Annotated in this window: 12 protein-coding genes; 3 read left to right on the plus strand and 9 right to left on the minus strand. The window is 60.1% G+C overall.

Annotation, left to right across the window (positions count from 1 at the left end; genetic code table 11):
* From minE to rapA, 8 genes are all read right to left on the minus strand, one after another.
* The coding region (minE, locus tag MRS74_RS21385; RefSeq protein WP_254582318.1) for a cell division topological specificity factor MinE at positions 1-241 on the minus strand (241 nt) is incomplete at its 3' end.
* Entirely contained in the window at positions 241-1,053 is an 813-nt protein-coding gene (minD, locus tag MRS74_RS21390) for a septum site-determining protein MinD (RefSeq protein WP_254582319.1), read from the minus strand. The genes minD and minE, both read right to left, overlap by 1 nt.
* 47 nt (positions 1,054-1,100) lie before the next feature.
* Positions 1,101-1,841, minus strand: a complete 741-nt coding sequence (minC, locus tag MRS74_RS21395) for a septum site-determining protein MinC (protein WP_254582320.1) — start codon at positions 1,839-1,841, stop codon at positions 1,101-1,103.
* Between the two features lie 82 nt (positions 1,842-1,923).
* Positions 1,924-2,157 carry a hypothetical protein gene (locus tag MRS74_RS21400; RefSeq protein WP_254582321.1) on the minus strand — a complete coding sequence of 78 codons (234 nt, stop codon included), beginning with the start codon at positions 2,155-2,157 and terminating at the stop codon, positions 1,924-1,926.
* Between the two features lie 204 nt (positions 2,158-2,361).
* Entirely contained in the window at positions 2,362-2,643 is a 282-nt protein-coding gene (locus MRS74_RS21405) for a peptidylprolyl isomerase (RefSeq protein WP_067292033.1), read from the minus strand.
* Positions 2,644-2,724: 81 nt separating this feature from the next.
* Positions 2,725-3,207: an FKBP-type peptidyl-prolyl cis-trans isomerase gene (locus MRS74_RS21410; RefSeq protein WP_254582322.1), complete on the minus strand. Its 483-nt coding sequence runs from the start codon at positions 3,205-3,207 to the stop codon at positions 2,725-2,727.
* Positions 3,208-3,310: 103 nt separating this feature from the next.
* Positions 3,311-4,663, minus strand: a complete 1,353-nt coding sequence (locus MRS74_RS21415) for a DEAD/DEAH box helicase (RefSeq protein ID WP_254582323.1) — start codon at positions 4,661-4,663, stop codon at positions 3,311-3,313.
* Between the two features lie 65 nt (positions 4,664-4,728).
* On the minus strand, positions 4,729-7,590 hold the full coding sequence (rapA, locus tag MRS74_RS21420) for an RNA polymerase-associated protein RapA (RefSeq protein ID WP_254582324.1): 2,862 nt from the start codon (positions 7,588-7,590) through the stop codon (positions 4,729-4,731).
* 284 nt (positions 7,591-7,874) lie between these two features.
* On the opposite strand from rapA, the gene MRS74_RS21425 reads away from it, so the two are divergent.
* From MRS74_RS21425 to MRS74_RS21435, 3 genes are all read left to right on the plus strand, one after another.
* Positions 7,875-9,464 (plus strand): DEAD/DEAH box helicase, encoded by a 1,590-nt coding sequence (locus tag MRS74_RS21425; protein WP_254582325.1) that lies wholly within the window; start codon positions 7,875-7,877, stop codon positions 9,462-9,464.
* A 153-nt stretch (positions 9,465-9,617) separates the two neighbouring features.
* The gene (locus tag MRS74_RS21430; protein WP_254582326.1) at positions 9,618-10,187 is read left to right on the plus strand and encodes a C40 family peptidase; all 570 of its coding nucleotides are present in this window, start codon (positions 9,618-9,620) and stop codon (positions 10,185-10,187) included.
* A 98-nt stretch (positions 10,188-10,285) separates the two neighbouring features.
* Positions 10,286-11,146: a prephenate dehydratase gene (locus MRS74_RS21435; RefSeq protein WP_254582327.1), complete on the plus strand. Its 861-nt coding sequence runs from the start codon at positions 10,286-10,288 to the stop codon at positions 11,144-11,146.
* A gap of 66 nt (positions 11,147-11,212) precedes the next feature.
* Here the strand turns inward: MRS74_RS21435 and MRS74_RS21440 are convergent, their stop codons facing one another.
* Positions 11,213-11,530, minus strand: coding sequence for a hypothetical protein (locus tag MRS74_RS21440; protein WP_254582328.1), 318 nt, complete (start codon positions 11,528-11,530; stop codon positions 11,213-11,215).
* Between the last annotated feature and the right edge of the window lie 293 nt (positions 11,531-11,823).

The raw sequence follows: 11,823 nt of genomic DNA on the forward strand, positions 1-11,823 counted from the left end.
GGGTCACGTTCAGCTCGAGAATCGAGCAGTGATCGTTATTTTCCAGCTGGATGTTTACGCTCTCCTGGTCAATGGCTACGTACTTGCGTATGACATCGAGGATTTCCTGCTGCATCTGCGGCAGGTAGTCCGGTTGCTGGCGCTGTCCGCGTTCGTGCGCAACGATAATTTGCAGCCGCTCCTTGGCAACTGACGCAGACGAGTTCTTTGTTTTGCTGCGAAAGTAATCAAAAATACTCACTACTTACCTCCCAGCAAGCGTTTGAAGAATCCCTTTTTCTGCACTTCAAGAAAGCGGTGTTCAACGTCCTCACCCAGCAGGCGTGCCACCGCATCGCTGTATGCCTGACCGGCCTCGGTTTCCTGATCCAGTATCACCGGCATGCCCTGGTTCGAGGCCTTGAGTACGGCTTCAGATTCGGGAATCACGCCAATCAGAGGAATGGCCAGAATATCTTCGACGTCCTGCACGCTGAGCATTTCACCGGCCTGCACGCGGGCCGGGTTATAGCGGGTCAGCAGCAGATGCTCCTGCACCGGCTCTTCTCCGGCTTCAACGCGGCGGGTCTTGCTCTGCAGAATGCCCAGAATGCGGTCGGAGTCACGCACTGAAGACACTTCCGGGTTAGTGACAACAACGGCGATATCGGCGTAGTAAAGCGCCATCTGGGCGCCCTTTTCGATCCCGGCCGGAGAGTCACAGACAATGTAATCGAAATCACGGGACAGCTCGTTCAGCACCGCCTGCACGCCTTCCTGGCTCAGGGCATCCTTATCGCGGGTTTGAGAGGCCGGAAGGATGAACAGGTTCGGCGTGCGCTTGTCCTTGATCAGAGCCTGATTGAGGGTTGCTTCCTTGTTGATGACATTGACGAAGTCATACACCACGCGCCGCTCGCAGCCCATGATCAGATCAAGGTTACGCAGGCCGACGTCAAAATCGATAATGGCGGTTTTAAAGCCCCGCAAGGCAAGACCTGTGCCGATAGCGGCGCTACTGGTCGTTTTGCCAACGCCCCCTTTGCCAGAGGTCACCACGATAATTTTAGCCAACACCCTCTCCTCAATTCTGCCTGCTTCACCCGGTTCGGGAGTATTCATCAAAGCGCATCCACATGCAACGTGTCGTCTTGCAGATACACCTGTGATGGCATCTTCCAGGTCAGTTCGCGCAAACTATCGCTCAATTTGAAATTACCGGCCACGGAAACCAGCTCCGCTTCCAGGCTCTGGCAGAAAATGCGCGCCTGCACATCGCCGCGCACACCCGCCAAGGCACGGCCACGCAAGGCCCCGTAGACATGGATATGGCCATCGGCCAGAATTTCGGCACCTTCGCTCACCGCGGCCATGACGATCAGGTCACTGCCCTCGGCGTACACCTGCTGACCGGAACGAATCGGGCGGGTAATAATCTTGCTGGGGCGGTGTACCAGTTTTTCCTCCACCACGGTACGCACCACGACTTCCGGTTCAGGTGTCGCGGCGGTTTGTGGCGGCGCCGATTCAGGCACAGGGGCGCGCCCGCCCTGCCCGGCCGGAATCAGCACCAGCCCGGTGGCCTCCAGCACTTCACCCAGCGCCGCCGGTGCACCCTTGAATGCCATGGGCCGCAGGCCGAAGTCACGACACAGGGCGATCAATTCCGGAAAATCGATGGGCAAAGCTTCCGCCTCAAGCTTTTCAAGACTGATGACCACGGGTGTCTGATGGAAAAACATCGGCGCCTGGCGCACCTTGGCATTGAGCTCTGCACTGAAGTCGGCACGGGAATAGCGGTACAGCTCGAGTACGATCGCGGTTACAACACTTCCTTTTAGCTGGAAGCTAAGTTGATTCATGCACCTGGTCCTTCTGCTGCGGCACTGCGCCGGCCCTAAAGCCGGTTATTCTACTGAACTTGGGTCATAAAGGGGTAGCGACTTACAGCTGATGGTCGTGAATGAAGGCATTTAGGCTGTCGTAACTCCAGGCTGAACCATCAGGACAGAGATGGCCGTGCTCGTTGAGCTTGTCGACCATGACCTTGAGATTATCGCCTTTCTTGCGCAAACCACGGACAAACCCCATGGCCTCATCGATACGAAGCTGACGCGCTGGATCCGGCGCCTCATTATCCTTCTTGCGTGTCACGACCACCTTGATAGATTTGCTCATGCTGCGTTCCTGCGCTGATGATTATGGGCAATATAATGCCGCTTTAAGACGCGCGGGCGCAAGCCTGCGCAAAATACAGGTAGCAGAAGAAGACAGGGACAAGGAGCCAGCAACAAGAAGAAAACGGATAGAAAAACGCGGGACGCAAAGAAGCGGATTAAGCGGCGAACAGCCGGGCGCCATGGCGGCGCCCGGTACCCAGAATCAGTCCTTGCGCGCAGTCACTTCCAGCAGGTGGTAACCGAACTGTGTCTTGACCGGACCCTGAACGGTGTTCAGCGGCGCACTGAATACAACCTGGTCGAACTCAGGCACCATCTGGCCGCGGCCAAAGTTGCCCAGATCGCCACCACGGGCGCCGGACGGACAATCGGAGAATTCGCGTGCCGCTGCGGCGAAGTCGCCACCGGCTTCAATGCTGGCCTTCAGTTCCAGACATTTGGCTTCGCTTTTAACCAGGATGTGACGTGCACTTGCAGTTGCCATATTCGCTCCACTCGCTCTGTTGCGTTTGTCAGGCCCGTCAGCTTGGCCGATCAGGGCGTCACTGACAACCTTTGGGATCAATTAATGGTGGTGACCGCCCACACCGTGGGCATGACCGTGGGAAACCTCTTCGGCGCTGGCTGCGCGCACATCGGTGACTTCAACGTCAAAGGTGATCGTCTTGCCCGCCAGCGGGTGGTTGGTATCCACGGTCACCATGAACTTGCCGACCTTGAGGATCTGTACCTGACGCACGCCATGATCCGTCTGCACCGAGGCAACCATGCCCGGGCGCCATTTCTTGGAGCCCTGCAGGTGCTTCAGCGGAATACGCTGTTCGGAGTCTTCAGTGCGGGAACCGTAGGCATCTTCCGGTGCCAGGGTCACGCTGAACACATCACCGGCACTGTGCCCTTCCAGGGCCTTTTCCAGCCCGGCCATCATGTTCTGATGCCCGTGCAGGTACGCCATAGGGTCGCCCTTGCGGCTGTTTTCCAGCTCGCTGCCATCGGCATCGTGCAGATTGTAATGGAACTGCACCACGCAATCTTTGGTGATCTCCATCGAGTCACTCCCACCTGTTTTCAAAGCGCGCCAGTATCGTGCAAACGCCGCCGACGGGCAAGCCCCGCCGGCGGCGTTTGCAAAAGCGCGGCCCTGGAATCAATCAGTCATCATCGGTATCGGGCACCGGCGGCTTTTTGGTACGCAACATGGGGGCGAAGCCATCGTCCGAAACCACCTTGCTCTTGGCGCGTCCTGGCCTTGGCCGCTCGGGAGCGCCCTTGAGCTTGTTGCGCGCCTTGCGCCCCATGGCCGCTGTGTCCGCCTGTACCGGCACAGGTGGCGGCTTGACCGGCGCAGGCACCAGCCCCTTGAATTTGCCCAGCATCCCATCAATGGTGGAATACTCGATATCCTGCTGCAGCATGCGACGGATGCGGGTCAGGCTGTCCCAGTCCTTGGGGCCCACCAGGGAGATGGCATCGCCCTTGGCGCCGGCACGACCGGTTCGGCCGATACGGTGCACATACTCTTCACTGTGCCGTGGCAGATCAAAGTTGATCACCAGGGATACATTGAGCAGGTCGAGCCCGCGTGATGCCAGATCGGTTGTTACCAGTACCCGCTGCTGACCGCGACTGAAGCCATCCATAATGCGATTACGCTCACTCTGGGGCAGTTCGCCGCTCAGCGCCGCGGTTTTGAGGCCGCGCTCACCAAGCCATAGGGCCAGGCGTTCGGTATCGCCGCGCGTAGCGGTGAAGATAATGGCCTGCTGAAATTTTTCGTGGTTCAGCAGGTGCGTCAGCAGCGCCTGCTTGTGATCCAGATGATCGCACAGGAAAAACCGCTGGCGGATATCGCCATGGGGCCGGGTGACGGCATCGATGGCAATACGCTTGGGATCCTTCAGCAAATCACCGGCCAGGTTTTCAACCTCGGCATGATCCAGCGTGGCCGAGAACAGCAGCGTCTGGCGCAGGCGATGATTGGCCGCCGCATTGATCTGGCGCAGCTGTTCGGCAAAGCCCAGATCCAGCATGCGGTCGGCCTCATCCAGCACCAGCATCTCAAGACCCGCCAGCACCAGGGTACGGGCGTCCAGATGGTTCGCCAGACGCCCGGGGGTGGCGACGACAAAGTCCGGATCGCGCCTGAGCATCTTCTCCTGATCGTTGAAGTTCTCGCCGCCCTGAATGAGCACACCCTTGAGCTGACTGCCCGCCAGCAGGGATCGCAGCTGGCCATACACCTGCCCGGCCAGCTCCCGCGTGGGCACCAGAATGAGTACCCGCGGATCCCGCTTGGTAAGGGATTTGCGCTTGGTGACCCGCTGCAGGGCCGGTATCAGGTAGGCCAGCGTCTTGCCGGACCCCGTCTTGGAGGACGCAATCAGGTCACGATCATTGAGCGCAAACGGAATCGACTGCTGCTGAATTTCAGTTGCCTGACTGAAATTCAGCTGTTCAAGCAGCTTGAGCAGACGTTTATCCAGGGGCAGATCGGTGAATAGCAAGGTTTAACTCCAATCAGGGGTAATGGCCGGCAACAGTGCCGGCCAGGAATATGCGCGGGGCCTTATCACTCAACCACCGCGATGCGCAGAGCATCAAACTCGAGATGAACCAAATCAATCTGTGCCCGAACCTGCCCCAGTTGCTGCTCCAGCAAGGCGATTTCCTCATCGCGAATATTGGGGTTTACCTGGGCCAGTGCGCGCATGCGGGTAATCTCCGCGCCCAGCAATTCTTCGGCTCGGGCGCGGGCCTGTTCACGCACCGGCTCATCCTGAGTGGCGGCGAGGGTTTCGGCCCGCTCCACCATCTCGGCAATCTGCGGCCTGGCATGGCTCACCAGCGACTGGGCCGTGCGGCGCCCGACGCGCTCGGCCAGCTTGTTGAGGTGGCCGTGGGCGATGATGGCACTGAGGTCATTACCGTTGTTGTCGAGCACCAGACGTACCGAATGCTGCCCCAGATAACGCTGCATCTGCAGGGCACGCGGCGCTGTGCAACGCAGGTTGAAAAAGGCTTCGAGCAACAGGGTGCCCGGCGGCAGCGGCGGCAGCTTGAGGCTGCAGAGCGCGGTATTGCCGAACTCACCCTCGCTGATCAGCTCCATGGAGCCAGTCACCAGCGGGTGTTCCCAGGTGAGGAACTGCATGTCCTCGCGGGACAGCGCCAGAGTGCGCTGGAAGGTAGCGGTAATGCCATCCTCCGGCAGGCCCGGCAGACTCGACACCGGCATGTGGTTACCCGGGTGCAGTACCAGGCTGTCCGGGCCATGGGTCTGCTGTTCTACACCGAACAGATCAAACACCCGTTCCATGTAGCCTGCCAGCTCCAGCGATCGCGACGCCTCGGCCACCTGTTCGATCATGCGTGCGGCGGGCCCAGGCTGGCAGGAATTGAGTTCCAGCAGGCGATCGCGCCCGGCCTGTAGCTGCTCCAGCAACTCGTCGGCGCTGTGGCGCGTGTCGTCCAGCAACTGCTGCAGCTGCGTTTCGTCGTAGCACAGCAGCAGCTCGCGCAGGGCCGGGGCGAATTGCTGGAACAGCGCCTGGCCTGCCGGATTGTTGCGCTTGAATGCATTGATGCCCAGGTCGAACCAGTTCAGCAACACCGCCTGGGGGCTCTGCTCAAAATAGGGCACGTGAATCTGCACATCATTGCGCTGGCCAATACGGTCCAGACGGCCAATGCGCTGCTCAAGCAAATCAGGATTGAGCGGCAGATCAAACAGCACCAGGTGATGGGCAAACTGGAAGTTACGCCCTTCACTGCCAATTTCAGAGCAGATCAGCACCTGGGCACTGTCGTCCTCATCGGCAAAGTACGCGGCGGCGCGGTCACGCTCCAGCAGGCTCATGCCTTCATGGAAGACCGCCGCCTTGACGCCCTCGAACAGACGCAGCTGTTTCTCCAGCGCCCGCGCCGTGTTCTTGCGTGCACAGATCACCAGCGTCTTGTCTGCGCGGTGTTCGCGCAGCCACTCCGAGAGCCACTCGACACGCGGGTCCCAGTCTAGCCAGTCGTCATCAAAGCCAGCTTCGGGGTGCAATACGGCATCGAGGCTGGTGTCAACCAGCACGTCGGCGTAGGCCTCCGGCTGCACCAGCGGATAACGGTAGAGCTCGCGCTTGGGGAAACCCTGGACGCCATCGCGGGTATTGCGGAACAGCACCCGGCCGGTGCCGTGGCGATCCAGCAGACTGGCAATGGCATCGGCGACCAGATGCACTATATCGCCGTCTTCCAGCTCTGCGCGCAGCGGCGCCAGTGCCGTTTCGCCCAGATAGTGTTCCAGCGAGGCCAGCAGTTCAGGCGCATCACGCAGCTGGTCGCGCACATCCTCGGCCTGCAGGCGCTGCACCAGATTACTGATGGTGCGGTACTCGGACTCTTCGTCGCGAAAGGTCTGCAGGTCGTGGTAGCGATCAGGATCCAGCAGACGCAGGCGCGCAAAGTGACCGTCCTGGCCCAGCTGTTCGGGCGTCGCGGTCAGCAGCAGCAGCCCGGGAATGGCCTTGGCAAGGGATTCGATGGCGTTATAGCTGTGGCTGGCGGCTTCTTCGCTCCAGCCCAAATGGTGCGCCTCATCAACCACCAGCATGTCCCAGCCGGCCTGCATGGCGGCACGGTGACGCTCGTCATCGCCGGTCAGGAAGGACAGGCTGCAGAGCACCAGCTGGGCGCTTTCGAACGGATTACCCTCGCCGGCCGCTTCCAGCGCCACACAGCGCAGCGGATCCAGAATGCTGAAACGCAGATTGAAGCGGCGCAGCATTTCCACCAGCCACTGATGCACCAGGCTGTCGGGCACCACCACCAGCACGCGCTGGGCACGGCCGCTGCACAGCAGCTGATGCATGATGAGACCGGCTTCCACGGTTTTGCCAAGCCCGACCTCATCGGCCAGCAACACGCGCTGCACCGGGCGGCGCGCCACCTGGCTGGCAATAAAATACTGGTGTGGCAGCAGCTGTACCCGCCCGCCAAGCAGGCCATAGGCCTCGGACTGACGATGACGCTGCAGGTGCTCCTGGGTATCGACCCGCAACAGAAAGGCGCTGTTCTTGTCGACCTGACCTGCGAACAGACGATCCTGAGGCTTGCTGAAGCGCACACGGCTGTCGAGTTCAAGCTCGGCCAGTGTCAGGTTTTCGCCATGCTGATCGGTGCCGTGGTAGAAAAGACAGCCATTCAGTTCCTGGCGTTCAGTGATCTGCAGTTCAATGCCGGAGGTGGTACGCACCTTGTCGCCCACCGGATATTCGACACGGCTCAGCGGCGCATTCGTCACCGCATAGGTGCGCTGTTCTTCGACTGCCGGGAAATTGAGGGTGACGCTACGCCCCGTCTGCTCGACAACAACACCGAGCCCAAGCTCCGATTCCGTGTTGCTGATCCAGCGCTGACCGGGGGAAAACTGCGGCCTTGACAATGTACTTTACTCGCTTTCACTGCTGAATGTTTTAGGCTGCGCATGATAGGGGCTGGGGGCTCTGTGGACAAGCCGCAACGCGCCTTGAAACCGCCAGCGCGACCAGCGATATCCAGACGGCCGCGACCCAATCGCCCTGCGACCACCCATATGCCCTGTCAACGGCAACCTGAAGGCGCCGACACAACCTGACCAAAGCTGCAAAATTAATAGGCGCCCGTGACGGCGCTTTTGCGGTATTCTATGCAGCCATTCAAACAGTTTAGCTGGCGAACCCCCGAACGATGTCCTTTCTCGACCTCGATTTAGATCTCGAACTGCAACAGCACCTGATCGAATCCGGCTTTTCAAGCCCGACGCCGATCCAGCAGCAATCCATTCCGCTGACCATCGATGGCCAGGACATCCTTGCCACAGCCCCAACCGGCAGCGGCAAAACCCTGGCCTTCCTGCTGCCAGCCTTGCAGCACCTGCTGGACCAGCCGCCGCGTACCGGACTGTCGCCGCGGGTGCTGATTCTGAGCCCGACCCGCGAGCTGGCCAGCCAGATTCTGCGGGTGGTGGAGTCGTTCGCCGCTGAGCTGTCGATGCAATGTGGTCTGATCGTGGGCGGTATGCCCTACGGCAACCAGAAACAGATTATGGAAGCCGGCATGGATCTGCTGATCTCCACCCCCGGTCGCCTGCTGGAACTGGACGAGAAAGGCTGGGTTGATCTCAGCGACGTCAACCTGCTGATCATCGACGAAGCCGACCGCATGCTGGATCTGGGCTTTCAGGAACCGCTGAACGAGATTGCCAGCCTGGTGCCGGTCGAGCATCAGACACTGATGTTCTCCGCCACCCTGGAATCCGCCCCCATCCAGCTGCTGGCCGGCAAGTTGCTCAAGCCCGAAGCCGCCCAGGTTGCCGTCAGTAACGCCCGCTCCATGGCCGGCAATATCGAGCACAGCATCCTGCGGGCCGATAACGACGAACACAAGCTTGCCCTGTTCAAAGCCCTGATCAGTGATGAAACCATTGATCAGGCGCTGGTTTTCGTCAATAGCCGCAAGCAGGTCGAACAGTGGGTCGCCATAGTGCGGGCCATGGGCATCATGTGCGACGGCCTGCACGGCGAGATGGATCAGGGCGACCGCACGCTGCACATGAAGCAGCTGCGCCGGGGCCGGCTCAAGGTTCTGGTGGCGACCGACGTCGCCTCCCGCGGCCTCGACCTGGCCCATATCAGCCATGTCATCAACCTGAACCTGCCCCTCAAGGCCGACTCCTATATTCACCGGGCCGGGCGCGCCGGTCGTGACGGTTCTCAGGGCATCGCGGTTTCCATCGTCGATTCCCTCGACTGGCCCCGTGTTGGCCGTATCGAACGCTACCTGCAGCAGCCGCTCAAGCGGCGCAAGATCGAAGGCCTGGAACCCAGCAAACCCGAACCCCAGGCCAACAAGCAGGCCAAGAAAAGCAAGGCCAAAGCGAAGAAGAAAGCCGACATCAAACCCGGCGTCAAATCTGGAAAGTCCCGCAAGAAGCTCAAGGGTCCGCGTCCCGCTACACCGCGTCAGCCGGAAGAAGCCGGCGAGCAACGCAGCAGCAGCACCAAGCCCCGCAGTGCAGGTAGCGGTACTGCCCGCGCGTCGTCCGGCCCTTCGTCCGACAAGGCTCGTACCGGCGGCTCGACTGGTAACAGCGCTAATAGCAGCCGCGGCGACAGCCGCACGCCAAGCGGTGACGCGCCTCGCAGCGGCAATTCACGCAGCAACACCCGCAGCAACAACCAGAGCAGTGGCCGCAGCGACGGCCCGCGCAGTACCGGTGGCCGCACCCAGCAGGGCAGTCGCTCCGGCAGCGGACGTGACAGCAAGAGCCGCAGCTAGTCCCACTATCGTCCTGAACATGCAGACACAAGCGTACAAAGGCATGGATTAAAAGCCCGACAGCTTTTACTCTGTGCCTTTGTGTTTGCAATAAAGCTCATCAAACGCCGTCAGATCTGCCAGGACATATTCGCAGGGAGCGCCAACACGGCCATGACCTTTTCAGCTCACATCAGCGCCTGGCGCCAGCACCGTAGAATTCTTGGCCACACAAGAAGCCGCACCTGGCTGCTGCTTGCAGCCCTGTGTACCGCCCTGCTGCAGGGCTGTGCCGGAAATGGCGTCACCGAGCCCCCCACCCCAATCTCGGTACAGCCACAGTCCGGCACGGAACAGCAGACTGTCAGCCAGCTGTACGAGCTGCACCGCCAGTGGCGCGGCACGCCCTATCGTTATGGCGGCAGCAGCCGCAACGGCATCGACTGCTCGGCCCTGATCCAGAGTGGCTTTCGCCAGCACTTCAACCAGGAACTGCCACGCACTACTGAAGGCCTGCTGATGGTCGGCGATATCATCAGCGCCGATGAACTGCGCGCAGGGGACCTGGTGTTTTTCAGAACCGGCAGCTTTGGCCGTCACGCCGGCATCTATATTGAAAACGGCCGCTTTCTGCACGCCTCCACCAGCAAGGGGGTGATAATTTCAGACATGAAAAACCCCTACTGGAAACGCCACTACTGGACCGCCCGCAGAATCGAACGGCCCGTCACGACGGATTCCTGAGGGTATTTACGCACCCTGCTCAGAATATTTTTCCAGCCCTGTGCGGCTATGCAATAATGGCCGCCCATTCAAGCAATTTGATTTCAAGGTCGGTTAACGTGAGCAACAAGATCATCGCATTTCAGGGTTACAAGGGTGCCTATTCGCACCTGTCCTGCGTCCGTGTACATCCGGAAATGGAAGCCTTTGCCTGCGAGAGCTTTAGCGACGCGATGTTTATGGTGGAACGGGGAGAAGCGGATCTGGCCATGATCCCGCTGGAAAACTCCACCGCAGGCCGGGTGGAGGAAATCTACCGTCTGATGCCAAAAACCGAGCTGCACATCATCGGTGAACACTTTGAGCCGGTGAATCACTGCCTGCTGGGTATTTCCGGCAGCCGCATCGAAGATATCACCGAAGCGGCCTCCCACCCCCAGGCGCTGGCCCAGTGCGACACTCACCTCAAGTCCCTCGGCATTGAGCCGGTCGCGAGCCTGGACACTGCAGGCGCGGCCGCGGAACTTGCCGCGGCCCCCAACAAGCATCAGGCCGCCATTGCCTCGAGCCTGGCCGCCGAGCTCTACGGGCTGGATATACTGCGGGAAAACTTCCAGGACAAGACCGGCAACACCACCCGCTTTCTGATTCTGTCCAAAACCAGCCAGATGCCGGTATTTGATCCTGCGGTCATCTTCATGACCTCGATCATGTTCGCCGTGCGCAACATGCCCGCGGCGCTGTACAAGGCCCTCGGCGGCTTTGCCACCAATGGCGTCAACGCCATCAAGCTCGAAAGCTACATGGCCTCAGACACCATGCAGGCCACCAGCTTCCACCTGGATGTGGAAGGCCACCCGGATCAGCGCTCCATGCAGTATGCACTGCAGGAACTGGATTTCTTCGCCAAGGATGTGCGCATCATGGGCACCTATCCGGCGCACCCGTTCCGCTACCGCAAGGACACCCTGGTCGAATAGACAAAGTCCCCGGCCCGGGCTACTGCCTGCGGCCGGTCTCTTCGATAACAATCCGAAATACCGGCCTTACTTGTCCGTATCGCTTTTGTTCGACAACTGCCCCAGCACATAGCCCGCAATACCGCTCAGAATTGCCCCGGTGATATTGCCTTCCAGCCGCCCGGCCAGACTCAGCACCACCGTGGCCGCTATCACGCCCATCACCGTAACGGTTTTGAAAAATGACGGGCTGCGCAGTATATCCATGATATTTTCCCTGGAATTGGCCACTGCACGCCAGAACAGCCCCCACATCGCCACCAGCCCCACCGTTGCCAGCACCGCCAGGCCCGCGATGTACTCGGGACTCAATTGCACCGCCTCAATCACTGCTTGCTCTTCCATACCGTCATCCTTTGCTGCATTGCCGCTGCATCGGGTCACCCATGAGCGTAATCATGGCAAAGTCTGGCGCAGATTGAAGTGATCGGCGAATGTTGCAGGCATTTGCGGGCCCACCTCGGCTTAGGCATGCAGCGTCGCCCTACCTTCTACATCCCTGTAGTCATGCGCATGACCGCCAGGGATGGTGGGAATCCTGACTTTGCAGGAGCAAAAGTCAGGGGACCGCCAGGGATGGCGAGAATCCTGACTGTGCAGGAGCAAAAGTCAGGGGACCGCCAGGGATGGTGGAAATC

It is taken from the genome of Marinobacterium sedimentorum (assembly GCF_024267675.1).
Classification (GTDB): Bacteria; Pseudomonadota; Gammaproteobacteria; order Pseudomonadales; family Balneatricaceae; genus Marinobacterium_A; species Marinobacterium_A sedimentorum.

Coding starts and splice junctions, on each gene's coding strand:
- minC (WP_254582320.1), bottom strand. CDS start 1,841: ATGAATCAACTTAGCTTCCAGCTAAAAGGAAGTGTTGTAACCGCGATC.
- MRS74_RS21400 (WP_254582321.1), bottom strand. CDS start 2,157: ATGAGCAAATCTATCAAGGTGGTCGTGACACGCAAGAAGGATAATGAG.
- MRS74_RS21405 (WP_067292033.1), bottom strand. CDS start 2,643: ATGGCAACTGCAAGTGCACGTCACATCCTGGTTAAAAGCGAAGCCAAA.
- MRS74_RS21410 (WP_254582322.1), bottom strand. CDS start 3,207: ATGGAGATCACCAAAGATTGCGTGGTGCAGTTCCATTACAATCTGCAC.
- MRS74_RS21425 (WP_254582325.1), top strand. CDS start 7,875: ATGTCCTTTCTCGACCTCGATTTAGATCTCGAACTGCAACAGCACCTG.
- MRS74_RS21430 (WP_254582326.1), top strand. CDS start 9,618: ATGACCTTTTCAGCTCACATCAGCGCCTGGCGCCAGCACCGTAGAATT.
- MRS74_RS21440 (WP_254582328.1), bottom strand. CDS start 11,530: ATGGAAGAGCAAGCAGTGATTGAGGCGGTGCAATTGAGTCCCGAGTAC.